Raw genomic sequence first — 24,921 nt, forward strand, 5'->3', positions numbered from 1 at the left:
CAGTGTGCACAACCTCCTGACACCCAGTGTGCACAACCTGATGACACTCAACGTGCACGAGGTGCTGACACTTTACATAGTGAGTATCCGGTAGCGCATGAGTGAGTGCAGGGATCATCCAGGTGCCACGGAAGCGTTGGAGCGTTACTCGTTGGCTTCGAAGCGCATATTTAGTTGAGCAGGTTTGGCGGACGGACCAGCCTTGTACGACAAGGTCCATCACGGCCCGGTATTCAGTCACGATCGGACTTTTCTGATTGTGTCGCGTGTCCTTTTGCCACACGGACAGAGGGATCTTCTCCCAAAGAGTTACTCGAAGCCCGCCATTGCGTTACCCGATAGTCACCAGGTTGTTACTGGATACCCCGCACAACACTTAATCGCGGTAACTAATAAACTCAGCAAGCTCCAATGGTGAAGGCATGCGTTCTCTCTCCGTCAAGCAATTCTACTGTTCAAGGTGCGCTCTCACCCACGATAAGATTCTTTCTAGGGTGTTCTCTACCTGGCTTTCGACCCGTTGCGCCGCCAATTCAGAGTCTCTCGAGATGGGATTTTCTAGAACCAATTCGATTGTTGACAGCAACTCTTTCGTGTTTTCAGCGTACGGGTGGGTAGAGTCAGAGGGCCAATCACCATAAAACCCTCTCTCTTCATCGCGGTATCGCTTGAGATCTGGAGCATAAATGATTGCCGGCTTCTTAGTGAGCTGAAAATCGAAAAGGACTGAGGAATAGTCGGAAATCAATAAATCCGAAACCGCCATGAGTTCCTCGACGTGGGGATAGTCGCTGACGTTAATTACTCCGGGACCCTGCATAGTTATTGATGACATGTGGTGACTTCGAACTAGTACGACAGCTTTGTTTTTTCGAGCTATGAGCGCCGCAGGAAAGGGAATTCCGTTGGCAGAGTAACGCCAAGTAGGTGCCCAAAGAATCACCGGTTTGTCTAAAGGGATGTCAAGCTTCCTCTTCAACCCTTCTACGTCGTTTAGACCCCGGGCAAGTTTAATATTGCGAGGATATTCTCCGACCATTACCTCACCCTTATACAGGGCGGATCCACCGATTAGTTTACCCGCGCGCGTTGTTTGCGCTAACAACAGGTCCCAATCAGTTGCCTGTCTTCTCATTAATCGCCGGTACGACAGGCCAACGAAATTAGGATGTGCATCAAATAGAAGACGCTTGATGGGAGTACCATGCCAAGTTTGGAGCCAGTATTGCCCCTCGCGCTTTCTAAACCATAAAGGAAAATTATCGTTACCTATAATTATCTTCGAGCGTGTTAACTTGTCGTACCAGTCGTCGCTGCCAGTTATCACTGGTATTGCACCATCAGGCACTTTTGTTTGTTCGTCCCTTACTGATACCCAAAGTGGTATTTGTCCTATCTGATGAATGAGATATTCACATATTGCTCCAGGGTTGTCAGCAGCGTTCTTCCCGCTAAAGGATTCGAAAAAAATACCCCTCAATAGCGGCTGAGACTGTTTAGGGATGCCCCGATAAATCTCCCACGAGGTGTTGTATGCGATGTCTCTAGGAGGAAGGATGAAGAACGCAGTCGTACCATTTATACGGGGCTCTACCAGAACACTACGTACGGTCCCTTCGATGAAGGTGTTTGCTGCCAGTCGTCCGGGCTCGACGGCTGCTTTGGTGAAACGGTTATTCGGTAAATGAGACCACCGGAGAAAATATGATTTAGCGCGGAGTGAGGTCAGCGCAAACTCTGCAGTGAACTGTTGACCACGCCAGGTGGTTGAAGCTTTTAACACGCTGCTGGATGAGCTCAACCAAAGCGTGGGCTTCAGATAAGAAGAGCTCGATCTCCCGGAAATAACTAAGCGGGAGCCGTGAAGCGATGCTTCATCTATGACGACTCGGGTCGCTTTAAAATTGACCATTGCGTTTCCAAATATATCGTGTTCAATGATCAAACGTTCTACAGAATTAGCCTCTTGAACGTGTAGGACGTCAAAAATCAAGGGTCGATGGTTGTGCATCAGTGGAGCCGTCTTAGCCCAACCGAGTAAACGCTGATACCCTAAGGGCTTCATCCGCGTCGTGGATTTCGAAATGATACTTGGAGCGTCAGCTGGATGCGCAAATGTAGTTATGCGTGAAGCAGACACCATGTAGTTGGCCAGCACTAAGGAGTTTTCGTCTGCAGTTTGTCGGTGGAGTTCGAACCGCTTCCCGCCGATTCCACGTTTCGGTGTGACCGTCCAACGCGAATTTTGGCCGATCGGCGATGGTATGTTGGTTGACGGATCGGTGCTCGCGCGTAGATATGAGATAGTGGTAAATCCGTACCAGTCGCATTTTACTGCAAATGAAACTTTATCGAGCTTGTCAAGCGAAACTGTAAATTCGAAAGAGTTGGCTTGTCTATTATGCCAAGGATCACGTACTTCAGCATCATTACGTGTGTCAATAACCTGCTCAATAGGTACCGGAGAAACACCGTCGGTGATGTTAGGATCGGGAGTGTCGCTGTCAACCTCCGATGCTTCCAGGATGAATACATTGAGGTTTACCTCGTCAGGCGCGACGCCTGCCATGAATGCGCGAATTCTGAGGCGACAGGTATTGGCATCCAACCACTGCAGCGACTGGATCTTTGCTCGCGTGGGCAAGTCTACTTTCCTGGCTCTCAATAGTTCGGCTGGTAGCCCCTTTACTCGAGGTAAGCATTCCGGGGCAGGGGCTCCACTTGAGGTAAATGCGTAGCCTGAGTTCGTTTCTAACCGCAAACCAAGCTCCTCATCTAAATCAGAGTCCGAGCCATTAGCGAGTACCCAGATTAGTGATCTACGGGCGAAAGGCAGGTTATTCCAAATTTCAGGAAAGTCATGAGTCCATTCAAAGAGTAAATTCGCGAAGATACGAAGTGACTCTCGAAAGCTATCGCCATGGGGTTTGCGTGGGGCATTAACAGCATAAAGAGGGATGTCACGGGAGATGAAGCGCTCTAGCATGAATGCTGCGAGTTCACGTGGAGCACCGGATTGAAGTGCCTCTTGCCACATTATTTGAGTGATCTCGGTCCGATCCCGTAAGTCTTTTGAAGAGGATTTCGCGCTGGAGCGTGACTGGCCCTCTTCGGACAGCCGCCACGAATATACGTCTTCCTTGAGAACATCGAATGATGTTGCATTGATGATTGCTTTTAGGACCGGTAGCTGATCCTCATAATTAAGTTCAGTAGGCATGTCCCCGATATGGCGATCCCAAAAGGATTTTTTGAAAACTTTATTCCATAAGACCGGCTCTTCGAATGCTTGTGGGAAACTTTGGGCATTGACGCGCTTTATGGTGCGCTGGTGTGTGCGCTCGACAATCTGAGGTCGAGATACTGAAGAATTTCGGTGGCGCACGTAACCCCCGAATACAAAATCGCTTCCGGTTTCAGTTATTGACGCAAGCATCGCCTTATAAGCACCTGGCAACACCAAATCGTCTGCATCGGCAAATGCTAAATAATTTCCCTTTGCCAGGGAAACCCCAAGATTACGAGCAGCCCCAGGGCCGCGCCCTTCGCCGGGGATCACGCGTATCCGTCGGTCCAACAGCGCTAAGTACTTTAGGATGGTGGCTGATTGATCGGTGGAGTTGTCGTCGATTACTAATATCTCTAAGTCGTCAATTCCCTGTGCCTGGATACTGTGAACAAGTGTCAATATCCATCTGGAAGCGTTATAGCAGGGGATGACTATCGAGAGTGTCGGATTGTCCTTCGGAGGAGTCAGATTCAACCAAGACTGAGCATATCGCGTTTGTCGAGCCCATCTTCTGAGGTCATGAACATACTGTACTGCTGGCTTGAATTTAGAAAGCTTCATTAGCACTCCCGGCAAATTTTCACAGCTATAAAGCAATAATTGTTCGTGGTGTTCCGTGGATTCTGGTTATCCGATGCTAGTTTAGTAGAGGGACAAATTAAACTGTTCCTTGAACAGGCCCGATGAATCCCATTCGTGCAGCAGCAACAAATCGTTTAGATAGTTGGCACGAACACGTTTCATAGTGGTAGCAGCCCGTTTTTAGCCAGGTATATGGAACAATTACTTGCGTCTAGAAAGCGGCTATATCCAAAATGTCAAACGGCCCCGCGGAAGCGACAACTTCACGCGAGGCCAACACCGATGACATGGCAGCTCAGCAAGGCATGCCTCCCACAGATACCCCGCACTAACGGCACCGACGCCACAATCAACAAACTATTGGAGTATCTTAGACCAGCTCTGCGTGAGCAACGATGGCGTTGTACGCGTATCCGGCTTCGGTCTCTGCATCGGTCTGAGGTTTAAAAACCACAGGCTCTCTACTGCACAGTCACAGTCGATAACGTTACGGAGTTCTGCACGGCCCATGACGGTGAATTCCTCTTCAGTGTGCCCCTGCAGATCACGTTGAGCCACAGGCCGCCAGGTGGTCAGATCAACATCAATCTCGTCGAAGGAATGTAATATCGCCAACCACCGCGGATGAACTCGGAACTATCCAAACCCCGGCCGAAACGCGGGCTGCAACCGTAAGCTGCTAAAAGTGCCCAAGAACACCATGGACCCAGTGTCCAAGAAGCCACCGGACTCCGTGTCCAAAAGCCCTATGGGTATAACACGGATAGTCATGAAACTGCTACCAAATAGCCGGTCGCAGCACCCGCGCTTCCCGTTGTGAGAAGACAGTTAAAAATCCGGCGTTCAAAAAGTGCGTTGGAATGTGCTCGAGAGGATGAGAAGAAAAGCAGTCTGGATTTTCTGATAGGGAGCAACTGTAAAAACCTAATTGTAATTCGCAATTAATCCTCTTGTGTCAATGGTACAGGGGGATTGAGAAATTTCTTTAGCTTTAAGCCGGAATTGGTAGTGGTCGACTAAAATCACGAGAATATCTGAATTTTCCACGGTAGGCGCGAGGTCGCGAAGATTAATATTCGGCAATTCAGCAAGTGATCGCGGCAATTGGGTCAAGTTCGGCTCTACGACGTGCACATGGACTTGAGGGTGTTTCAGGGCAATTTGTCTAGTAATGCTTAGTGCCGGCGATTCTCGGAGGTCGTCAATGTCTGGTTTGAACGTAATCCCAAGTATGCCGATACGAGGGTGTTCTGATTTATGGTCGACCTCAGTCAATGCGTCGTTAATCTTGGATAAAACGTAGGCCGACTTTGAATCGTTCACTAGCCTGCTGGTTTTTATCAGTCGTGCGTGATCTGGTGATGAATCAACGATGAACCATGGGTCAACTGCGATACAGTGACCTCCCACACCTGGTCCTGGTTGCAGAATATTTACACGAGGGTGTCGATTCGCTAAAGAGATAAGTTCCCAAACATCAATATCTAAGTCATCGCAGATTATAGAAAGCTCATTGGCGAATGCGATGTTGACGTCCCGAAAGGCGTTTTCGGTAAGTTTTGCCATCTCCGCAGTTCGGGCATCAGTTACAAGTACATCACTTTTGCAAAATCGCTTATAGAGTGCTTTTGCCCGCGTTGCCGATTCAGGATTAATGCCACCTACGATGCGCGCGTTGGTTGTCATTTCTTCCATGATCTTGCCTGGTAGGACCCGTTCTGGGGCGTGTGCAACGTAAATGCTTTTTGCTTGGCCCGGTGTCAACGTCAGATCGCTGCGTTCAGAGACCAGAACCTCCGCCACTTGTTCTGATAAACCGGGAGGGCTTGTTGATTCGAGAATGACAAGTTCGTCTCCCCGGAGCTGTGGCGCAATTGACTTCGTTGCTTCGAAAACATAGGAAGGGTCGACCGACTTGTTAGGTGAAAGCGGTGTGGGGACCGAAATGATGTACACATCAGCTGACTGAAGCGATGTTCCTACGGTAAGAGATTCAGACTCGACTACGTTTTGAAGCAGCTTGTCGAATCCAGGCTCAACGAACGGAACTTGTCCCTTCGCGATTGTCGCTACTCGGTCCGCGTTGATGTCGTAGCCGAAGACCTGTAGTCCTGTAGACGCGAAGAATGCTGCTGTAGGGAGTCCGATATAGCCGAGACCAATCACAGCAATGTCGAAGTGGTCGCGTCGATCAGCGGTCATGGTGCTCCTCAGCGGAATTGTGGGGTAATGCCGTTGACAGTCTAGCGCGTTCGACTGCCGACCCCTACAACAGGCTAGAACCTTGGATGAAGCGCCGGTGCCTGAGTATCGATTGCAAGATTGAAAAGGTTGCCGAGAGCCTTCACGGTGCGCTCAGCTGCGTGGCCGTCACCGTAAGGGTTTACTGCGTTTCTCATGGCAGCGTGAGCGTCGGGGTTGTCGAGAAGCTCTGTGGCTTCCGAAATGATGGTGTCCGGGTCTGGCCCAATCATCTTCACTACGCCGGCTTCAATGGCCTCTGGACGCTCTGTTGTGTCTCGGATTAGGAGCGCCGGAAGTCCCAGTGCTGGAGCCTCTTCCTGCACTCCGCCAGAATCGGTGATGATGAGGTCAGACTGCTTCATCAGGTGGATGAATTCGTCGTAGGGGAGTGGGCCGGTGGCCACCACATTTGGGAGGTGCTCAACGCCCGGAAGGAGGCGTTCCCGAATGCGAGGATTCAAATGCATGGGTACGAAGAACACCGTGTCGCTGTACCGTTCTGCGAGGTTACCGAGGGCAACTCCGATTTTTGCAAGGGAATCAAGGTTTTCCCGCCTGTGAGAAGTGAAGATGACTCGTCGATCGAAGCTCCGAAGTGTATTTTCAACAGAAGTGCTAGAAAAGTGGCTTTCTTTCGCTGCAGTCTCAAGTAAAGCGTCAATAACGGTGTTCCCGGTGACAACAATTGCATCTTCAGAAATGCCCTCGGCGATGAGATTGTTTTTCGCGCGGTTGGTCGGAGTGAGATGCAGTGATGCGATTGCGGAAATGATCTTGCGATTCGCCTCCTCCGGGAATGGAGAGCCCAAGTCGAATGAGCGGAGACCTGCTTCGATGTGAACGATCTTGGCTTCGCGGTTAAAACCAGCGATTGCGGCTGATGCTGCGGTTGAAGTGTCTCCCTGAACGATAAGTGCGTCAGGTTTAAATTCTTTCAAAACCTTATCGAGGCGCTTGAGTGCTCGCGACATAATCCGGTTCAGCGGTTGTTTTCTGTGCATGAGGCCGAGATCGATGTCCGGCTGAAAACCGAAAAGCTCTGTCACTTGGGCGAGCATTTCGCGGTGCTGCCCAGTGGAGACGACCAGTGACTCAAACTCATCACGAGAGCGCAGTTCCTTGATGACCGGTGCAAGCTTGATGGCCTCCGGGCGTGTACCGTAGACAACCATGATCTTTGCAGGGGTCATCTGGATTCCTTATCTGGCTCTAGAAACTGCTGAATTTGCTGATACCTTAACTGTTTGATGGTAGCAACTGTAGGGGCCGTTTCAAATTGCTTTGGGCATGTTGTAATGTGTTTCCGGAACTGGTGCAATTCAGCCCTGTTCAAAGAAGGGGCTATAGCTCAGTCGGTTAGAGCCGCGGACTCATAATCCGCTGGTCGCGGGTTCGAGCCCCGCTGGCCCCACAAGAGTTTAAGAGCCGGGACGCGTCGAGAAGTTGGCGCGTCGAATTACACAAACCCCTGCTTGCGGATGACTGAGCTGCGTTTGCGGAATGCGGCGGTGAGCGCAGCGACGTGATGGTCGTGGAAGTCAAAGACCGTGGCAGCGCTTTCCGCACCGCGGGTAACGCGGCCGATCTGTTGGATGACGTTTCCTTTGAACGCGACTGGGGCTGCGAGGACGAGGACGTCGAGAGTAGGAAGGTCCACTCCTTCGCCTGCGATCTGAGACATGGCGATAAGGATGAACTGTGGTGTGCTGTCGAGGGCTTTTCGGGTGGCTTTGCGGTCCTCGGAAGACTGTGCGCCGTGGAGCGTAAATACCGGCACGGGGAGGTCGGGGTGATCGCGCGTAAGCAGGGTTTCGAGGGCGCTGATGTGCTCGCGGCGCTTGACCAACACAAGGACGTTGCTTCCATCGGCGGTGGCGCGGGCGATGGTCTCGGCGATGAGCGCGTTGCGGGCGCTATCGGCGGCGAGGGCATTGTCGAGGTCGGGCCAGTAGAGGTGGGGTTCGTCGTAGGTGAACTCCGTGGTCTGTACAACGTAATGCTTGGGGCCGGCGTGCTCGAGCTCCATCGTGTGGCGGATAGGACCACAGATCAAGGGTAGGAGGGCGTCGAGTCCGTCAGAGCGGTACGGGGTGGCGGTAAGACCGTTGATGAAGCGGACGTTGAGGTCTGCGAGGACGCGGGTGAGGCCGGCGGCGCCGACGCGGTGGCATTCGTCGATGATGATGTAGCCGTAGTCCGAGAGGAAGTCGGTGCGTGAGTCGGCTCGGCTGATGGACTGGGCGGTGACGATGTCGATGTCTCCGCTGAGTTTCTTGGAGTTGCCACCGTACTGGCCGATGGTGGGGCCGTCGAGAAACTTTGTGAGTGCTTCGCTCCACTGTGTGGCGAGTTCTACATTGGGAACGATGATTGCGGTCGGTACTTGGCGGTGTGCGATCAGCGCGCAGGCCATCACGGTTTTGCCCGCACCCGGTGGCGCGACGAGTACACCAGTAGGGTGTTTACGCATGGTTGCTACAGTTTTACGCTGCTTAGGGTACAGTTCGCCGGTAAATGTGACCTGCATTGTGCGTGGCTTTGGTGTTTTGCCACGGCGGGTCACGGTGTAACCGGCGGTTTTAAGGATAGCGATGGCTTGATCGAGCACGCCGCGATCTAGGGTGAGGGTGTTGTCGTGCTCGTCGAAGCGGATGATGAGGCGAGGCGTTTGGAAGGTGGAGAGGCGCTGGGCCTGGCGGATGTAGAACTGTGGGTTTGGGATTGCGCCGAGGTGGCGAAGTGCGGTGGCTGTGGTGCCGTCGACGCTTTCGAGCGAGATGTGTACTCGGGAATCGTGGGTGACGAGTACTTTACCGGTTTGTTTGAGCGCTTTGAGCTCTGCCTTGGTTGGCGGTTGGGGAAGTTGGGTCTCCGGGTCTGGTTGCAGGCAAGCGGCAATCTTTTTGAGCTGGGACTTAGACGCTTTGGTAGTGGAGGCGAGCGTGGCGAATTGATCCTCGGTGGGCTCGAAGGAGGCGTCGACAAAGATGGTGCGCTGGTGGGCGCGATGTTGGCCCGCGAGTGGGAGCGCAATGAGGTTGCCGAAGCCGCGGCGTTTGCCGGGCAGCGTGTCTTGGGCGGGAAAGAAGCGGTCGAAGCTGGTGAAGAACTGCTTCGGGCTGGCCTTAGCGAGCAGGCCAGTACCTACGGCGCGTGCGAGGGCAGCCGGGACGGGCTCGCTGAAGAAGAGCCACACGTGAGCACCCGTGCCGGAACGGGAGAGTTCGATAAGCGGGTCGAGGCCGTACTCGCGACAGGTCTCGGCATACAGGCGGGCGGCGGTGCGGAAGTCGGTGTCATCGAAATCGCAGGCGAGGAGGAAGCAGGTGTCGCCCTTGCATAGCGGGTAGAGCCCAACGTGAAAGTTGTTGTCGCGGCGCAGATGCTGCTCGAGGACCTGCGGAGTGAACGGCTTCAGGTTTGGATTGTTGCGGTCGTAGCGGCCATAAGATGCGGGTGACCAGCCCTTCTTCTCGCCGTTATGCCATGCGACCGCGTACACGTCCTTGCGGCCGCGGAAGTAGTCGGCGAACAGTCGCAGCTTTGCGTCGGGGGAAGAAGCGTTGGTGACTTTGGTGAGTTCTTCGGGCGCTGGTGCATGTGATGCTTGCGGTGGCGTGGCGGGTGTGGACGGTGGGGACGGGATCTGCTTGGTCTCGGTTTCGGTCAGGAATGCCTCGAAAACATCGGTGCCAAGGAGCTTCGCGAGCGCACGCTCCAGGAGCTGCACGCGAGCCTCGAGGTCGTCTGCGTTTGGCATGGGCGGACTCCGGTTTTCGGGGGATCGAGGGGGTCAGTGTATCTGGGGTGGGGCGAGTTGGGCGCTATTGACCATGAGCGAGTCGGCCCAAGTACCCGCATCTCGCGGTTGATGTCGGTGATAGCTCGCTTAAACTCCCACTCACCCTCCAAACCAGCCCTCAAACCGAAAGAGGAGTCAGCCATGAGAGGGGTTTCTCCCCTTGACCTTTGTAGCTTGTAGGCTACACTTGGGTGTGTGCAGATTATTTCCAGTAGCTTGTTTGACGCTTGGTTAGGTGAGCTGAAAGACAAACAGGCTCAGCGGCGCATTTTGTACGCGATAGCTCGATGCGAAGCGCACGGAACAATGATTGGAGACATCAAACCCGTTGGCGAGAAAGTGAGCGAGATGAGATTTCATTTCGGGCCCGGCTACCGGGTGTACTACACCCAACTAGGTGCAGTAACGGTTTTCCTGCTGGCCGGAGGAGATAAATCCAGCCAGGCTAAAGATATTCGAACCGCTCAACAGCTCGCACAACAGGTAAGGAAGGAACAGTCGTGAAGGAAGTAACGTTTTCAGCGTTCGATGCAAGCAAATATCTCGATAGCCAAGAAGCGGTGAACGATTACCTGGCTATCGCCCTCGAAGACGGTGATACGAAAACCGTACAGGTGGTGTTGCGTGACATTGCCAGGGCACACGGCATGAGCCAGCTCGCTAAAGAAACTCAACTCAACCGTGAATCCCTTTACAAGTCACTGTCAAAAGACGGTAACCCGTCCTTTGCAGCTATCACGAAAATCATGAAAGCCCTAGGGCTCAAAATAACTCTCGCTACACAAAATGCCTAGATACCTGCTGGAAACGCATCACCATGGATTGGTGGCTATACATGCACACGCAGGACGCTTCAAATCGACATTCGGTGAGGAATGCTTCGAAATCATCGGTGCTAAGGGGCTTCGCGAGCGCACGCTCCAGGAGCTGTACGCGGGCCTTGAGGTTATTTGCGTTTGAAATGGTCGGCTCCGGTTGTTCAGGTGGATCGATGAGGTCAGCGTAACTGGGGCGGGCGAGTTGGGCGACGGTATGCTGATTTGCGGCGCGGAGGGAGGCGTTCAAGATGCAACTGGAGCTACGTCGCACGAATGATGCTGAGCTTGTAGAGCGGAAGCGCACTCTGATGACTCGGCTCGGGGAGGAGTTGGGAGAGCGCCGGCTCACTCCGGGGTGGCTACGATTTCTTGCAGACTCGGGTTCCTTCACGTTGCAGGAGCGCGCTATTTACGATGAGTTTTGCCGCGTGAAAGCGCTGTTGCAGGAGGGGTAAGGTGCGCCGGGGACAAGTGGCCTTCGCTCATATAACTGGAAATGGAAGCCATACTCATGAACGAATTGGTGACTAGGCTTCGCGATTGAAGTTCTCTACATCCCACAGAGTCCCCAGTTAGGCACTGAGTCGACGGTTAAGGCTCTCAGCATGCTCTCCCACGCGGCTGCTACTGATGAGCGTCACGTTGAGGTCATGGCAAAAGTCCCTGAACAGTGCATAGTTCTTTCGCTGGGCAGACGTGGTCGGCTCTAGAGCAACCGCAGTAATCGAGAGGCGGTCTTTGTTGATGTCAATCAGGGAATCTTGGTGCGTTAGTTTGCAGCTTTCTTGCCACAGCTTGTCGATCTTCAACGTCCATGCATCGACGTGGGACCGTGTTTTAGCAGGATTATCTACTTGGAAATTGAAAGCCTGATTCAATTCCAAGACAGTCTCGTCCCATACAACGGCGAGGTTGAGATCGAGCTCGCGTCTGGCAACGGAGACATCTGCATCCGGACTGTCGCTTTTTCGAGTTCCGGGAACGAACGGTACGCAGTGCGGATATCGCGCTTCAGCTGGCAGATTCTCGGATTGGTATCGCTTTGCGCTTGACCACTGATCAAAGTGCTAAAAGCAACTCGGTTGCCTCTGCGATGTTCGCTGCGTCCATGCTTTAACCTGATCGACCCGGATAATGTTCATCCAATGGCTGTTGACAAAGGTTAAGTAGCCCCGAAGCGAATAACGATCCCCCAGATAGAGCGGTTCGGTTGGAGCGGAAAGCTGCTCTAGCTCGTCCTTAAAATTTTGCAGCGCATGTTTGATCGCGTCTCGATTATCAGAATCGGTGAGCGCTCGGTGGGCATCCTTGAACCGGAACTGCGATTGTCCCGTGCGTGGATCGAGCACGATTACACCCACGCCGATGGTGGTGATCCCCATCGGCTGGGGTACTGCCCGAACGGTCCAGTAGTCGAATCGCACGTCAGATTCCTTTGTGGCATCTGGGTCTGATTTCCAGGTAATAGTAGGTGGTCAGCGGGTCGGCCAACTATTCGCAAGCGATGCCGTCGCCGTCGCGATCGAGCTTCCTGCTGTAGCCTGGTTGTCCCTCATAGATCGGTGCGGCCCCAGCTGCGCGTGCTTCGGAGCAGTTGGCGTAGTAAACACGGGCTGGTGCTGGGGCAGGCGCAGCTGGTACTGGTTGTTCAATTACGGGCTCAGGTGCAGGAGCTTGTGCAGGTTCTTCGGCTGGGATGTCGGCGAATTTGGCGATGCCTGCCGTGGTCTCCTCGGTTGTAACACTGCTCAGGGTAGAGCTGCTGTGAGTGGAGCTGGTCGTCGACGTGCGTGTTGTGGTGGTTACTGCTGAGGTGGATTCACTCGCGGCAGAAGTAGTTGTCGGTGCAGCGCTAGTTGGTGTGGGCTCTGTATCTGGAGTGGATTCAAGTTCAGGGGAGAGGTTGCCGCCAGCGATGAACAAAACGAGCGCAGCAAGCCAAACAAAAGGCCACCTGCGGTTCACCGGGGTGAATTGCGGAGCATCGCCCATGCTGCTGAGCACCAACGCGTCACGTTCAGGATCGAGGAGCTTGCGAAGTTGTGCATGATTCGTAGCGGCTTCTTGTGACTCTTTGTAGTGCTTTTTGTCCTGGGCCTCGCACCACATCCACCATGAGCCGGGCACAATGAATGCCGCGGCAAACAGGACACCGCCGATGCCGCCTGAGAACAACATGATTGCGCCAACGGCTAAAGCGATCCAAGCGAGGGTTGTTTTCTTCTTTGAAGAGGACTGGGTTTGCATGGCTGACCTCTCGATACAAGACACGGGGGATACCATCAGGATAAGCGAAAGGCCCGAGGATGCGGAAACCTCGGGCCATTCGCTTTGCTCCTCCAACTGGGCTCGAACCAGTGACCCTTCGATTAACAGTCGAATGCTCTGCCAACTGAGCTATGGAGGAATACGCACTAGGTGCGAAAGACACTCTAGCGTATGTTACAGAACAATGGAAATCTGCGGTTGGCCCAGTCTGGGAACTGGCGTAAAGGTGGGTGAATGGGCGTCGAAAAGCGGGAAGAGGCTGTAGCGTGGGGCCATGGCTACGACATATCGAGTACAAAATCCGGCGACGAATGAGATCGTCGCAACGTTTGAGCAGACCACCGACCAGGAGCTGCAGGACACCCTCCAGCGCGCCGACGCTGCGTACAAGACATGGAGTGCCCTCAGCTACGAGGAACGCGCCGCATACCTGCGCAAAGTTGCTCAGCTTTTCGAAGAGCGCCGCGACACCCTCGTGAAAATCATCGCTGAAGAGATGGGTAAAGCCATTGACCAAGGCGACGGGGAAGTCAGCGAATGCGTGGAAATTTGCAACTACTACGCAGACCACGGCGCCGAATTCGGCGCGGACGAACCGCTGCCGCACGACGGTGGGGACATCGTGATCCGCAAAGTGCCACTTGGCGTGATCGTCGGCGTGATGCCGTGGAACTTCCCGTACTACCAAGTCGCACGCTTTGCGGCGCCGACGCTGATGGCGGGCAACACCATCATCCTCAAGCACGCGTCCATCTGCCCGCATTCCGCCGAATCGATCCAGCAGATCTTCGACGACGCCGGCGTGCCCGAAGGCGTGTTCAGCTACCGGCGCATCAGTCACAGCCAGATCGAAGACCTGCTCGCGGATCCACGCGTGCAAGGCGTATCACTCACCGGTTCCGAGGGGGCAGGCAAGGCCGTTGCGAAGGCAGCTGGCGCCAACCTGAAGAAGGCCCTGCTGGAGCTCGGCGGTACCGACGCATACATCGTCCTGGATACCGACGATATTGATCGCGAAGTGCGCACCGCCATGAAGAAGCGCATGAGCAACGTCGGCCAGGCGTGCACCTCCAACAAGCGCATCATCGTGATGGACGACATTTACGACGAGTTCGTTTCCAAGATGGTGGACGCCGTGTCCGAGCTTCGCCAGGGTGACCCGTTCTCCCCAGAGCGCGGCTGCTACTACCCGCTGTCCTCCCGTGAAGCAGCCGAGACGCTGCGCGACCAAGTCGCCGCAGCCGTCGAAGCCGGCGCCACCCTCCACTGCGGAGGCGAACTCACCGGGGAAGGTGCTTACTTCACCCCGGCTGTCATCACCGACATCCCGGTTGGCTCCGACTCCTACTACGAGGAGTTCTTTGGGCCCGTCGTGGAAATCTACAAGGTGTCCTCCGACGAGGAAGCCGTGGAGCTGGCCAACAACTCCCGCTACGGACTCGGCGGCGCGGTGTTCTCCATCGATGAGGAGCGCGCTAAGAAGGTCGCCAACCAGGTTGTCACCGGCATGATCCACGTCAACATTCCACAGGCCCGCGGTGCGGGGCTGCCGTTCGGTGGTGTGAAGAATTCCGGCTTCGGCCGTGAGCTCGGCCCGCTCGGGATGGACGAGTTTGTGAACAAGCAGCGCTACTTCGTGGCGAAGTAGCGCTGGGGGACGGGGTCTCGCGGGAATAGTCGGGATTTTGTGAACAGAATTGCGTCTGCTGCAGGCGGGGCTAACCTCGCTTCAGCGGGCGCACTTCCAGGTTGACGCCGACGGGGCCAGCCACGGACTCGATCTCCACGGTGCGTGGCCCCTCACCGAGGAAGTCAAGGGAGGAGAGCGTCTCTGTAGCATCCGCGGTGAACAGCTCGATGGAGCCGCGGTCCAGGTAGATGTCCAGGCCGTCGCCGGGGACCCACGGCATGGATCGGTAGCCGCTGCCGGCACCGTTGCCTCGCGCGAATACCAGGTGGATGCGCTCGGCGAGGGTGTCGAACACGATGTGGGCCGAGGGGGCGTCGTCACGAATGAGGTGGAGGACTACCTGCTCGCAGGTGTTTGTCTGCAGCGGGACGGGCTGCTCCAGGTCGAGGGTGACGCGCAGCCATGCCTCCTCGAGCGGGGGAAGGGTGGTTGTTTCGCCTGCTTGGAGGGTGGCGTCGTGCGTCTCGGCGGGGCCGAAGAGTTCGGCGAGCTCCGGGGCGGGCGCGCAGTGGAGCGTGAGGGCATCGCTAAGCGAGAGCTCCCGGGGGAGGCTGAGCTGGCCGGACCAGCCGTCCTCGCGTGAGGCGAGCGGGTGAGCGAACTCGCCCATCCAGCCGAACGCCAGGCGGCGGTTGTTGGGGGCCGCGAAGGACTGGGTGGCGTAGAAGTGGCGGCCCCAGTCGAGAAGCCGGAAGTCGGTTTCCGGCACGAACTGCGCGCCGGGTTCCGACGAGCCCACGACGTAGCCGACATTGTGGCCGTTGCGCAGCGCATACCCCGAGCGGATTGGCTGGCGCACCATCGGGCCGTAGATGAGCACCCACTTGCCGTCGAGGAAGAAGAAATCGGGGCACTCGACCATGAAGACGTTCGGGTCTGGGTCGATGAAGAGGGAGCCGGCCTCGGACCAGTTGTAAAGGTCCTCGGAAGTGTACAGCAGCACGTGGCCGCGACCGTCGACTTCTGCACCGATGGTCATGTACCAGCGACCATTGTGGGAGAACACCTTCGGGTCGCGCGCGTCCGCCTTGACGGGCGGGACCACGGCGCCGTGCTTCTCAAAATGGACGCCATCGGTAGAGGTGGCCAGCATCTGGGTCTGGAACTTGCCGTCCTTATCATCGACGCCGTTGACCCAGCGGTTGCCCGTATAGAACGCATACAGCGTGCCGTCGTGGACTACGGCGGAACCGGACCAGATGCCGTCGGCGTCGTCGGAACCAGGCTCACCTGGTGCTAGCGCGATAGGCTCTTCGCGCCACTCGAGCAGGTCCGCAGAGGAGGCGTGGCCCCAGTGCATCGGGCCCCACGCCGGGCTGTACGGGTGATGTTGGAAGAAAGCGTGGAACCGGCCGTCGAAAAAGCAGAGGCCATTCGGGTCGTTGATCCAGCCGCCAGGGGCTGCGACGTGGAACGAGGGGTACCAGCGGTCGTTGGTGTGGCGGAGGGGGTGCATGATGAAACCTTTCTAAAAACGTTGCGGGCTAGCGGGTTGGGATTTCTTCGGGGTTGACCACGGCTTCGTCGTCGCGCTTGAGTGCGAAGACCGCGATCACACCTGCGACGAAGACAACGCCCGAGATGACGAAGAACGTTGACTGGTAACCAATCTGGTCACGGAGCGAGCCCAGCGGGGTCGACAGGATCACGTTGCCGAGCTGCGAAGAAAGCTGGAATGCCACCAGGTAGAGCGTTGCGGAGAGTGCCTTGTTGAAGTGGATAGCGAAGTACTTGAAGATAGCCAGGATACACAGCGGAACCTCAAACGCGTGCAGCATCTTCGCAATACTGATCAACACCGGGCCTCCGAACGCCGCGCACAGGAAGATACGGACAAACATCACGCCGATACCCAGCAGCAACGTATTGCGGGCGCCCACCTTGCGCATCAACAGCGGGATGAGGCCCATCATGATTGCCTCAAGGAAGACCTGCACCGAGTTCAACGTGCCGTACGCACGCTGGCCGACCTCCGGCGAACTAAACAGGGATGTGTAGAAGTCCGGGAACATCTGCTGGTCAAACACGGTGTAGAACGTCCAGGACAGCAACACAATCACGATGACCTTCCACACGTGGCTGTCCTTGAGCAGGCCGAGCATCTCAGAGACCGGCGGGGTCTTCGCCGTGACCTCCTCAATCGAGGCCTCCTGCGCCGTGCCCTTCGGGTGCCAGAACAGCTGGGTGCACAGCAGCAGCGCGCCGAGCGCGGAACCGATCCAGAAGTTCAGCATCGGGTTGATGGTGAAGAAGATACCCGCGAGCAACGCGACAATTGCGTAGGCAAACGAACCCCACATGCGGGCCTGGCCGTACTCAAAGCCGGTGCGGTTTGCCATCCTCTCCACGAACGCCTCCATCAGCCCGGCGCCAGCCACGAACCCGGCCGAGAGCACCACGCTGCCCAGGATTGCGCCGACGATGAAGTGGTCGCGCAGCAACGGGTGGTAAATGAACTGCGTGAACGGCCCGATGAGGGTTGCGCTCGCGCCGATGAAAATGGTCAGCGGGCGCTTCAGGTCCAGCTTGTCCTGAAGCACGCCGTACACCAGCATCAGCGCCATCGTGATCGCGCCCTGGATGGCGTACACGGTACCTACCTGCGCGCCGTTGAGCTGCAGACCGCCAGCCTCAGACGTGAGCCAGATCTGGTAGAAGGACCACCAGATTCCCCACGCTGCGAAGAATAGGAAGATTGTGGCGGAACCGAAGCGGTACGCGGGGTTTGAAAACTGCGATCGAAGCATCTCCATCGCCGAATGTCCTTTCTGTGAGGCCCGGGGGTAGCCGGGCACGACAATGGCTTCGCAGGGATATGTGCAGGTGCGCGTGCTGCGCTTCTCGTTCTTGGTCCTTGCAGCGACCCTGCTTAAACCTTTAAGCGCATAGTATCCCGGGGGTGTACGAAAGGTAGAGAAGTTGCTAAAACGATTTAGCGAGCTTGGGAAACGCTCCCACGCTCAACCACTTTCAGGGGGAGCAATGTGGGATTCTCGGTACCGGGCTGTTCGCCGGACAGAAAGCCAACCAGCATGCGCGCCGCCCGCGCACCCATCTCCTGATACGGCAGCCGGAACGTCGTCAACCCCGGCCGCACCAACGCCGCCAAATCCTCATCATCAAAGGACAACACCGAAATTGTCGACGCCACATCCACCCCCACGTCCTGCATCGCCTGATACACCCCCAACGCCAAACGATCATTCGCAGCGAGGACCGCGGTGGGGTAGTTTGCTGGATCGTCGTCAAGAATTTCCGACATCCGCGCATACCCCGACGCCGGCTCCCACACCGACGCGTAGCCCTCCGCGTGCAGACGGATCCCGTGATGGGCCAAGGCGGCGTCGATACCGCGCATGCGCTCGCTGATGCTGAACGAAGGCGTCGCGGCCTCTGGGAACCTGCCGATCAACGCAATCGAACGGTGCCCCCGCGCCACCAAATAGTCAATCGCGTCCCTGCCCGCAGCAAAGTCATCCGGCAAGATCGCAGGAAGATCGCCCGCCTGACCGTTGCAGATCACGAGCGGCAAGTTCGTCTTTGGCAGTCCAAGTTCACGCGACGCCATCAACCCGACCACAACGCCATCCACGTTCCGCGACTCCAACGTATGCAACGCCGGAGCAAACCGATCCGAACGGTGGCCGGTCTCCGCCATCATCACCGCGTGGCGCAGCTGCTCAGCCTCGTCCACGATGCCCGTGATCATCGGGGAAGCGAAACGGGTAGTTGTGACCTCGTCGGAGAGGAAACCAATCGTGTGCGTGCGTCCAGTCTTCAGTGCCCGCGCCAGCGTATTCGGGCGGTAGCCCAGTTCGCGCGCGGCCTCCCGGACCTTCCACGCCGTCTCCTCTGGGATGCGTGAGCCGGGCTTGCCATTGAGCGCGAGGCTCACCGTGGCCGTGGAGACGCCGAGATGCTTCGCGATATCCGCGAGCGTGACACGATGCGAACTTCTGGACATTTGAAGCAGTATAGCCGGGGTGGGGTGGGCTTGATGGGGGTGGTAGGTGTCTTCGTAGGAATAGTCGGGATTTTGTGAACAGAATTGCGTCTGCTGTCGGCGCGACTACTCGCAGGCGACACCGTCACCGTCACGGTCGAGCTTCGAGCGGTAGCCAGGCTCGTGGCTATAAATCGGAGTGACTCCGGCTCGGCGAGCTTCTGCGCAGGACTTGTAGGAGCCATTAGCAGGCAGTTTGCCGCTGCGCGAAGGCGCGGGTGCCTGCTTCGGGGCCGGAGCTGGAGCCGGAGCCGGGGCAGGCTTTGGGGCAGGCTTCGGTGCCGGCGCGGGTTTTGGTGCTGGTTTTGGAGCGGGAGCTGGCTTCGGGGCAGGCTTCTTTGCCGGTGGTCCAGGGATAATGCCTGGCAGTGGATTCGGAATGATGCGCTGCTGGACCGCCCAGAACGTAGCACCAGCGCCGATGCCCAGAACCGCGAGGATGCTTGTGACTGCGATGGCGGCGATGGCGCCGTCGGAAAGCCCCTCTGAAGGGGTCTCCGGCTTGGAGGTCGTGGTGGTTGCCGGGGCAGGGCTTTCAGGAGTGGCGTGTGCTGGTGCTGCGACGCCGAGCGTGAGCGAGCAGGCGAGGGCTGCTGCGATAGTTGTTTTTCTCATGTGTAAATCATGTCATGAATATTGGAAAAGCCTGAAATGACATGTTGTAAGAGAGTGGTTGGCAATCCCTAATCCCTCACTCGTCGCCGTGGAGGCATGAAGCCTGTGGGCTTTTGTAAAAACTCTTTACATGTCTTTTCGCTAATTCGCTGTCTTGCAAGCTTTCCCCTGAGCCAGTCGATGGCGGCTTCACCTCGTTTTAGTCGTTCTTCGTTTTCACCAAGCTCTGGTCCACCGCACGAGGTTGAGCCATCCCTGTCAGTGATGGGGTGTGCGAACAACCTGGAGCTCGGGGAGTGATTTCAGGCAGATGGAGAAAGTGAAGCGGTTTGTGTATGAAACATCTCATAAAACTCTTGAATCGGTGGACATTATTGGTTATAATCAAGGCAACGCTGGCGATAAGTCCTCCAGGGGAGGACTTCTTACCCCGATAGGTGAGATAGCCAGCTTCTCTATGTTCTATGGTCGCCCCCATGGAAGGAACAAACTCGCAAGCGTCGGTTTAATGCACGGCTCAAACCATGTGCATTTCTTACCTTCTAAATGCCGCTGTACAGCCCAAAGGCCGTAATCAGCTACTTGTAATCCCCACGCTGAGGGCGCGGACCACACACATAGCGTGATATTTCGCTGTATCTGACTGCACACTTCTTCTACTGCTTGTCGCGCAGCTTCTCTGATTCCTTTGGTACCGAACTCTGCCACAATGACGAACAGCTCGTCTTGAGGCTCGGAAACTTGGAGGGCGATTTCTTTGAGGTGTAAGTACCAGGCTGTCTTGTAGAGACCCATTGGTCCAGCGTCTTTGATGTGCGGGTATGCGTTTGACTTGTACAGGAAGGTTGTATCGAAGCGGGGCGCTTGCTTTTGGATGAGGCTGAACATTTCGTTTCGCGTTCTAGCAGAGTCGTCGACGGCGTGGAATCCGCGGGTGAGCTTTATTCCTTCTTTGGAGCGACTAGCGCGTAGGTGGAGCCCTTGTAGGAGGTCGTCTCCGTGTGTGTCGTGCTGGAATGCGGCGGTTCCGAAGCCGAAGTAGGTTGATGCTCCGCCACCTTGTGGGTTCGGTGTCCCGTCGTAGTCAAGGTTTCCGGTTTCGTCGGCGTAGAGGTAGATGCGTTTATTCATGGTTTCCATTCAGAGAGGCTTTAGGGCATTTTGTGTGTATAAATCTATCCGGCTTACCGGGATGACCTCGCCCAACATCACGATATGGTTTTCAAGACAGTCCCATTCGACCGTTTTGAGAAAACATTCATCGTCGCGTTTCAGCGCGAACACCGCGATCACACCAGCGAGGAAAACCACGCCGGAGATGACGAAGAACGTTGGCTGGTAACCAATCTGGTCACGGAGCGAGCCCAGCGGGGTGGACAGGATCACGTTGCCGAGTTGCGAAGAAAGCTGGAATGCCACCAAATACAGGGTTGCGGAGAGCGCCTTGTTGAAGTGGATAGCGAAGTACTTGAAGATAGCCAGGATGCACAGCGGAACCTCAAACGCGTGCAGCATCTTCGCGATACTAATCAACACCGGGCCGGTAAACGCCGCGCAGAGGAAAATGCGGACGAACATCACGCCGATACCCAAAAGCAGCGTAGTGCGGGCGCCCAGTCTTCAAACCCGCGCCAAGGTGTTTGGGCGTTAGCCCAGCTCGCGGGCCGCCTCCCGGACCCTCCGCACTGTCTCTTCCGGAATGCGCGAACCGGGTTTGCCGTTTAGTGCGAGGCTTACCGTGGCAGTGGAGACGCCGAGATGCTTCGCGATATCCGCGAGCGTGACACGATGCGAACTTCTGGACATTTGAAGCAGTATAGCCGGGGTGGGGTGGTCTTGGTTGGGATGGGCGTGGTGGGATGCGGTGAGGTCGGAGTACTCGTCGAAAACTGACTCGGGATTTTGTGAACAGAATTGCGTCTGCTGTGAGATGGGGTGCTCGCTCCAGCCAGCGAACTTCGGCGGTGGCACCGACGGGTCCAGGCACAGTGGTGTAACTGGCGGGGCGTGCGTTCATACACTATCTTTAGACGCGTGGGGGTTATGGAAGGCGCGATCCTCCAAATTAGTTTAAGGATCGCATATTTCATCTTTTTAGGTATATTTGCTGCTGCCGTGATGATCGATGGTTGGGACTTCACCGCAACAAATGCAATCATTGCCGCGACACCTATCTTTGCGTCGATAGTTGCGTTGCGTGGAGTAATTCGAACGCTTGAAGTTGCCAACGTTCAAGAATGGTGGCACAGAACCGAGTGGATCGTCGATAGGCTGATTGGCGCTCGGAATCATCATGAGATTCGAACCATGTCCGAGATTCTAGTGGCGCATTTGAAGTCAAACATCCCTAACGACGAAGGGCGCAAACTAATCAACAACATAATGAAATCGGCATTGAAGTCTTTGCGAGTAGACTGAAAATCTATATTTCGGCTCGAGTTAAAAGGAAATTAGCATGCACACTATGGGACTTTTTCGCCGCAAGCGCGTGCTTCCGTACGCGAATGATGAGCGCACTGTTTTCCAGGACACCGATGACGCGAAAACAAGGTTGGCACGCCTTGCGCTGCTGACGAGTGCCAAGGGGGAGGTCGATCCTCTAGTGATAGAGATTCTTGGACCGGCAAAAAGCGGGAATTCATAACTTGGGGGCTTAAGGGACATTTTGTGTGTATAAATCTATCTGGTTTCCCGGGATGACCTCGGCCAACAACCAGATATGGTTTTCAAAACAGTTCCATTCGCCCGTTTTGAGAAATCAACACCGAATGACGTCTGGTGTGTGGTCTGGAGTCTGCGGGTAGCGCAGGGACCCGCGGCATCGAGGGCTCTAGGGGACTAGAATCAGCCGCCTGTGCGTTGGGCGGTCGCATATAGCCAGGGGGACGAGCAAAGCCCTTGACGTGCACGATTCTGGTCGCATCGAGGTATCGGGGGTTCCAGTCGACCTCATTGCGTCGACCAACCCAGGTCAGCGCGATTTGGATGGTTTTGGGGCTATTTTGCCGATTTTGCGCTGACCTGCGTTGGTAAACCGGAGTAGGTCGACGGGAAGAGGTCGACGGGCCGAAAGAATTCGATACCGGCATTGATCATCGGTGGAACCTCAGCTTAGGAGTGAGAAAAGGGTGGGCCGGACGGAGCTAAACACACAAAATGTCCCTTAAGCCAACTTGGGAGCGTGCCCGTTCGCTCCGGTCGGGGGCCGAAAGAGATCGACGGGATCAGCGTGGTCAAGACCGCAGCAACCAGAAACGCAAAAACCCGAGGCAAGCGCCTCGGGTTGTAGTTGCTCCTCCAACTGGGCTCGAACCAGTGACCCTTCGATTAACAGTCGAATGCTCTGCCAACTGAGCTATGGAGGAATACGTGCTTAAAAGCAACGAGCAATACTTTAACCCGGATGTTGGGATTTGAAAAATCGCCAGTTCAGGGCATGTTTCGTGGACATGAACAGTGGGCGGTTGTAGGGTGGTCGCTATGAAACACTCACTGCTTGCACTCACTGTAGCTTCGGCTGTGTCCGTGACGGCCGTCCAGGCGCCTGTCGCGTGGGCGGAGGAGAACTCGGCGGGGGAGAGTACGCAAGGGGCGCAGCAGACGACAACGAAGGACGGCAGCTCCGGCAGCTCCGACGGCGAGGAACTGAGCCCGGCTGCAATTGCGGGGATCACGCTTGGTGTCCTGGCCGCTGTTGGTGCGGGCGCTGCGTTCGCGGTGTCGCAGGGGTTGATCCCGAACGTGGACCCGAAGGTGGTTGCTGGGCTGACGGGGTTGTCCTCGACGGTGCCGGGGTTGGCGGCGTTGGGCTTCGGAGGGGCGTCGATAAATAAGTGCTCTCCGCAGGCCTTTGATGCGGCGATGCCGGGCTGGCCAGGTGTGGCCGGGACGACTGTGCTGTACTGCGAGGGGCAGTGGGCCGTGGCGGGGCAGAAGCAGTCGGACTGGATTGTGCCGTTTGAACGCAAGGGGGATCGCTGGGTGGCGCTGCTGCCGGATGGGACGTCGAAGCGCGGGCTGAACTCCGCGTGCTACAACGGTGACGCGCTGCGAGGCCGCGGTGCGCCACAGCAGTTTGTTGACAAGATTCGGGTCTGTGCCCCCGATGAGATTGGGCGGTAACGTGTCGCTGTAGTCTTGCAGCGTGGAAAAAGAGGAATTCGAGTAGGCGCGCTGGTGCTTACCGCACTGGTGATTGCGTTGGTCACCGCGCTCGCGGTGTTGAAGTTTGTGGTCCCGAACGGCCTGCAGGTCGGTCGGGAGGAAATCAGTGAGGCGGCGATAGGGGCGTCGTTTAGGCAGGTGGGGGAGCTCTCGGTTGAGGAGTATGCGTACTCGAACGTGGGCAACTACGACAACAAGGGGCTTGAGCTCGCGGGTGTGAAGGTGCCGCTGACCGGGCGCAACTTCCTGCTGAGCTACAGCGGGACTGTCAAGGCGGGCATCGCGGACGTCGAGGCGATCGGCGTCAACATTGACGACGCCGCCCAGACCATCACGGTGCGAGTCCCGGAGGTGAGCGTGACCTCCTCGGAGATCGACGATACGAGCGTGCAGGTGTACAAGCAGTCGATGAACCCGCTCAACCAGGTCAAGGTGGAGGACGTCACTGGCTTCCTCGCCGAGGAGAAGACGCGTGCGGCGGACCGCGCGGTCAAGGAGGGGCTGTTGGATCGTGCGCACACGCGGGTGGAGGAACTCATGACATCGCATGCGGAGGCGCTCAAGCAGGGCACCGCGATGCAGGACTACGAAGTGCGCGTCGAGTGGGTGCGCAAGTAGCTATCATGTGGGCATGATTTTAGAAGAGCACCTTGCGTCCTGGCCGGTGAAACACTGCGCGGCGGCGCTCGTCGGTAAGTGTGAAGAAACCTACGGGGACCAGCACCGGGTGTTTGAGCTGGCGAGCGTGACCAAACTGCTCGCCGCGTACGGGGTGCTGCTGGCGGTGGAGGAAGGCGCCTTCGAGCTGGACACCCCGTGCGGGCCGGATGGCTCCACAGTGCGTCACCTGCTGTCGCACGCGAGCGGTGTTGGGTTTGATAGCAGGCGCCTACAAAAGCCGGTCGGGGAGCGGCGGATTTACTCCTCGGCGGGCTACGAAATTCTTGCGGACTTCGTGGAGGAAACCACCGGCATCGCGTTCCCGGAGTACCTGCGCGAGGGAGTCTTTGCGCCGCTCGGGATGGAGACGGCGGTGCTGGAGGGCTCCGCGGGCCACGGGGCGCGCGCGAGCGTCGCGGACCTGAGCAAGTTCGCTGCGGAACTGCTGCAGCCCACGCTGCTGCACCCGGACACCGTCGCGGAGGCGTTCCGCAACCAGTTCGGGGATTTGCGTGGGGTAGTGCCCGGCTACGGGATGCAAAAGCCATGCCCGTGGGGCCTCGGATTTGAGATTAAGGGGGAGAAGTCCCCCCATTGGACGGGGGACACCATGCCGGCCGACACGGTGGGGCATTTCGGTATGGCGGGGACCTATCTGTGGGTTGCGCAGGGCCAAGCCATGGTTGCGCTCACTGACGAGCAGTTCGGCGAGTGGGCGAAGCCCTTGTGGCAGGAAACGAACACTGCCATCTGGAACGCCCTGCTTTAGACTCGGGGGCATGCACG

23 protein-coding genes and 3 tRNA genes are annotated in these 24,921 nt (G+C 56.5%); 11 read left to right on the forward strand and 15 right to left on the reverse strand.

Translation table 11 applies throughout. The features are described from left to right. Positions 1 to 448 precede the first annotated feature (448 nt). The 3 genes from QP752_RS02970 to wecB all read right to left on the reverse strand — a co-directional run bounded on the left by QP752_RS02970 (position 449) and on the right by wecB (position 7,305). Entirely contained in the window at positions 449 to 3,850 is a 3,402-nt protein-coding gene (locus tag QP752_RS02970) for a CDP-glycerol glycerophosphotransferase family protein (protein ID WP_256001315.1), read from the reverse strand. A 945-nt stretch (positions 3,851 to 4,795) separates the two neighbouring features. Then, entirely contained in the window at positions 4,796 to 6,073 is a 1,278-nt protein-coding gene (gene wecC, locus QP752_RS02975) for a UDP-N-acetyl-D-mannosamine dehydrogenase (RefSeq protein WP_284804342.1), read from the reverse strand. Positions 6,074 to 6,147: 74 nt separating this feature from the next. After that, entirely contained in the window at positions 6,148 to 7,305 is a 1,158-nt protein-coding gene (gene wecB, locus QP752_RS02980; protein WP_256001313.1) for a non-hydrolyzing UDP-N-acetylglucosamine 2-epimerase, read from the reverse strand. Between the two features lie 147 nt (positions 7,306 to 7,452). Between wecB and QP752_RS02985 the strand changes: the two genes are divergently transcribed. Beyond that, positions 7,453 to 7,526: transfer RNA gene (locus QP752_RS02985), tRNA-Ile, on the forward strand. A gap of 45 nt (positions 7,527 to 7,571) precedes the next feature. Here the strand turns inward: QP752_RS02985 and QP752_RS02990 are convergent. Further along, complete coding sequence (locus tag QP752_RS02990; protein ID WP_284804344.1) at positions 7,572 to 9,875, reverse strand: DEAD/DEAH box helicase; 2,304 nt, start codon at positions 9,873 to 9,875, stop codon at positions 7,572 to 7,574. Positions 9,876 to 10,112: 237 nt separating this feature from the next. Between QP752_RS02990 and QP752_RS02995 the strand changes: the two genes are divergently transcribed. The 4 genes from QP752_RS02995 (at position 10,113) to QP752_RS03010 (ending at position 11,190) form a co-directional block, all read left to right on the forward strand. Further along, positions 10,113 to 10,421, forward strand: coding sequence for a type II toxin-antitoxin system RelE/ParE family toxin (locus tag QP752_RS02995; RefSeq protein WP_284804346.1), 309 nt, complete (start codon positions 10,113 to 10,115; stop codon positions 10,419 to 10,421). Then, positions 10,418 to 10,711, forward strand: a complete 294-nt coding sequence (locus tag QP752_RS03000) for an addiction module antidote protein (RefSeq protein WP_070362126.1) — start codon at positions 10,418 to 10,420, stop codon at positions 10,709 to 10,711. Before QP752_RS02995 ends, QP752_RS03000 begins: the two co-directional genes overlap by 4 nt. Before the next feature lie 31 nt (positions 10,712 to 10,742). Continuing rightward, the gene (locus tag QP752_RS03005; protein ID WP_284804348.1) at positions 10,743 to 10,877 is read left to right on the forward strand and encodes a hypothetical protein; all 135 of its coding nucleotides are present in this window, start codon (positions 10,743 to 10,745) and stop codon (positions 10,875 to 10,877) included. 106 nt (positions 10,878 to 10,983) lie between these two features. Then, positions 10,984 to 11,190, forward strand: coding sequence for a hypothetical protein (locus QP752_RS03010; RefSeq protein WP_284804350.1), 207 nt, complete (start codon positions 10,984 to 10,986; stop codon positions 11,188 to 11,190). A gap of 612 nt (positions 11,191 to 11,802) precedes the next feature. Here QP752_RS03010 and QP752_RS03015 read toward each other — a convergent pair. The 3 genes from QP752_RS03015 to QP752_RS03025 all read right to left on the reverse strand — a co-directional run bounded on the left by QP752_RS03015 (position 11,803) and on the right by QP752_RS03025 (position 13,142). Next, positions 11,803 to 12,159 (reverse strand): DUF3037 domain-containing protein, encoded by a 357-nt coding sequence (locus QP752_RS03015; protein WP_284804352.1) that lies wholly within the window; start codon positions 12,157 to 12,159, stop codon positions 11,803 to 11,805. Between the two features lie 67 nt (positions 12,160 to 12,226). Then, a complete protein-coding gene (locus QP752_RS03020; protein ID WP_284804354.1) occupies positions 12,227 to 12,982 on the reverse strand; it encodes an excalibur calcium-binding domain-containing protein in 756 nt (251 codons plus the stop codon). 87 nt (positions 12,983 to 13,069) lie between these two features. Continuing rightward, positions 13,070 to 13,142: transfer RNA gene (locus QP752_RS03025), tRNA-Asn, on the reverse strand. 135 nt (positions 13,143 to 13,277) lie between these two features. Here QP752_RS03025 and QP752_RS03030 point away from each other — a divergent pair. Then, positions 13,278 to 14,651, forward strand: coding sequence for an NAD-dependent succinate-semialdehyde dehydrogenase (locus QP752_RS03030; protein WP_284804356.1), 1,374 nt, complete (start codon positions 13,278 to 13,280; stop codon positions 14,649 to 14,651). A 70-nt stretch (positions 14,652 to 14,721) separates the two neighbouring features. Here QP752_RS03030 and QP752_RS03035 read toward each other — a convergent pair whose 3' ends face one another. The 7 genes from QP752_RS03035 to QP752_RS03065 form a co-directional block, all read right to left on the reverse strand. Continuing rightward, a complete protein-coding gene (locus QP752_RS03035; protein ID WP_284804357.1) occupies positions 14,722 to 16,149 on the reverse strand; it encodes a glycoside hydrolase family 32 protein in 1,428 nt (475 codons plus the stop codon). A 28-nt stretch (positions 16,150 to 16,177) separates the two neighbouring features. Then, the gene (locus tag QP752_RS03040) at positions 16,178 to 17,446 is read right to left on the reverse strand and encodes an oligosaccharide MFS transporter (protein ID WP_070362134.1); all 1,269 of its coding nucleotides are present in this window, start codon (positions 17,444 to 17,446) and stop codon (positions 16,178 to 16,180) included. Between the two features lie 179 nt (positions 17,447 to 17,625). Then, entirely contained in the window at positions 17,626 to 18,657 is a 1,032-nt protein-coding gene (locus tag QP752_RS03045) for a LacI family DNA-binding transcriptional regulator (protein WP_284804360.1), read from the reverse strand. Positions 18,658 to 18,762: 105 nt separating this feature from the next. After that, entirely contained in the window at positions 18,763 to 19,311 is a 549-nt protein-coding gene (locus QP752_RS03050; RefSeq protein ID WP_284804362.1) for an excalibur calcium-binding domain-containing protein, read from the reverse strand. A 462-nt stretch (positions 19,312 to 19,773) separates the two neighbouring features. Then, on the reverse strand, positions 19,774 to 20,442 hold the full coding sequence (locus QP752_RS03055; RefSeq protein WP_284804363.1) for a DUF3800 domain-containing protein: 669 nt from the start codon (positions 20,440 to 20,442) through the stop codon (positions 19,774 to 19,776). 9 nt (positions 20,443 to 20,451) lie between these two features. Further along, the gene (locus tag QP752_RS03060) at positions 20,452 to 20,928 is read right to left on the reverse strand and encodes an MFS transporter (RefSeq protein WP_284804631.1); all 477 of its coding nucleotides are present in this window, start codon (positions 20,926 to 20,928) and stop codon (positions 20,452 to 20,454) included. Between the two features lie 30 nt (positions 20,929 to 20,958). After that, complete coding sequence (locus tag QP752_RS03065) at positions 20,959 to 21,117, reverse strand: LacI family DNA-binding transcriptional regulator (RefSeq protein ID WP_083329380.1); 159 nt, start codon at positions 21,115 to 21,117, stop codon at positions 20,959 to 20,961. 228 nt (positions 21,118 to 21,345) lie between these two features. Between QP752_RS03065 and QP752_RS03070 the strand changes: the two genes are divergently transcribed. Continuing rightward, a complete protein-coding gene (locus tag QP752_RS03070) occupies positions 21,346 to 21,729 on the forward strand; it encodes a hypothetical protein (protein ID WP_284804366.1) in 384 nt (127 codons plus the stop codon). A gap of 46 nt (positions 21,730 to 21,775) precedes the next feature. After that, positions 21,776 to 21,955, forward strand: coding sequence for a hypothetical protein (locus tag QP752_RS03075; protein WP_143110593.1), 180 nt, complete (start codon positions 21,776 to 21,778; stop codon positions 21,953 to 21,955). 648 nt (positions 21,956 to 22,603) lie between these two features. Here the strand turns inward: QP752_RS03075 and QP752_RS03080 are convergent. Beyond that, a tRNA-Asn gene (locus QP752_RS03080) sits at positions 22,604 to 22,676 on the reverse strand. Between the two features lie 115 nt (positions 22,677 to 22,791). Here QP752_RS03080 and QP752_RS03085 point away from each other — a divergent pair. The 3 genes from QP752_RS03085 to QP752_RS03095 are packed head-to-tail and all read left to right on the forward strand — an operon-like array spanning position 22,792 to position 24,904. Beyond that, entirely contained in the window at positions 22,792 to 23,433 is a 642-nt protein-coding gene (locus QP752_RS03085; RefSeq protein WP_284804370.1) for a hypothetical protein, read from the forward strand. Between the two features lie 54 nt (positions 23,434 to 23,487). Next, positions 23,488 to 24,093: a DUF4230 domain-containing protein gene (locus tag QP752_RS03090; protein WP_284804372.1), complete on the forward strand. Its 606-nt coding sequence runs from the start codon at positions 23,488 to 23,490 to the stop codon at positions 24,091 to 24,093. A 13-nt stretch (positions 24,094 to 24,106) separates the two neighbouring features. Beyond that, positions 24,107 to 24,904, forward strand: coding sequence for a serine hydrolase (locus QP752_RS03095; RefSeq protein ID WP_284804374.1), 798 nt, complete (start codon positions 24,107 to 24,109; stop codon positions 24,902 to 24,904). Positions 24,905 to 24,921: the final 17 nt, after the last annotated feature.

This window comes from Corynebacterium sp. UMB10321 (assembly GCF_030228725.1).
GTDB classification, from domain to species: Bacteria; Actinomycetota; Actinomycetes; order Mycobacteriales; family Mycobacteriaceae; genus Corynebacterium; species Corynebacterium pseudogenitalium.

Excerpts from the sequence above, each read along its gene's own strand:
- QP752_RS02970 (WP_256001315.1), bottom strand. The coding sequence starts at position 3,850 with ATGAAGCTTTCTAAATTCAAGCCAGCAGTACAGTATGTTCATGACCTC.
- wecC (WP_284804342.1), bottom strand. The coding sequence starts at position 6,073 with ATGACCGCTGATCGACGCGACCACTTCGACATTGCTGTGATTGGTCTC.
- wecB (WP_256001313.1), bottom strand. The coding sequence starts at position 7,305 with ATGACCCCTGCAAAGATCATGGTTGTCTACGGTACACGCCCGGAGGCC.
- QP752_RS02990 (WP_284804344.1), bottom strand. The coding sequence starts at position 9,875 with ATGCCAAACGCAGACGACCTCGAGGCTCGCGTGCAGCTCCTGGAGCGT.
- QP752_RS03010 (WP_284804350.1), top strand. The coding sequence starts at position 10,984 with ATGCAACTGGAGCTACGTCGCACGAATGATGCTGAGCTTGTAGAGCGG.
- QP752_RS03020 (WP_284804354.1), bottom strand. The coding sequence starts at position 12,982 with ATGCAAACCCAGTCCTCTTCAAAGAAGAAAACAACCCTCGCTTGGATC.
- QP752_RS03030 (WP_284804356.1), top strand. The coding sequence starts at position 13,278 with ATGGCTACGACATATCGAGTACAAAATCCGGCGACGAATGAGATCGTC.
- QP752_RS03035 (WP_284804357.1), bottom strand. The coding sequence starts at position 16,149 with ATGCACCCCCTCCGCCACACCAACGACCGCTGGTACCCCTCGTTCCAC.
- QP752_RS03040 (WP_070362134.1), bottom strand. The coding sequence starts at position 17,446 with ATGGAGATGCTTCGATCGCAGTTTTCAAACCCCGCGTACCGCTTCGGT.
- QP752_RS03045 (WP_284804360.1), bottom strand. The coding sequence starts at position 18,657 with ATGTCCAGAAGTTCGCATCGTGTCACGCTCGCGGATATCGCGAAGCAT.
- QP752_RS03050 (WP_284804362.1), bottom strand. The coding sequence starts at position 19,311 with ATGAGAAAAACAACTATCGCAGCAGCCCTCGCCTGCTCGCTCACGCTC.
- QP752_RS03055 (WP_284804363.1), bottom strand. The coding sequence starts at position 20,442 with ATGAATAAACGCATCTACCTCTACGCCGACGAAACCGGAAACCTTGAC.
- QP752_RS03065 (WP_083329380.1), bottom strand. The coding sequence starts at position 21,117 with ATGTCCAGAAGTTCGCATCGTGTCACGCTCGCGGATATCGCGAAGCAT.
- QP752_RS03075 (WP_143110593.1), top strand. The coding sequence starts at position 21,776 with ATGGGACTTTTTCGCCGCAAGCGCGTGCTTCCGTACGCGAATGATGAG.
- QP752_RS03085 (WP_284804370.1), top strand. The coding sequence starts at position 22,792 with ATGAAACACTCACTGCTTGCACTCACTGTAGCTTCGGCTGTGTCCGTG.
- QP752_RS03095 (WP_284804374.1), top strand. The coding sequence starts at position 24,107 with ATGATTTTAGAAGAGCACCTTGCGTCCTGGCCGGTGAAACACTGCGCG.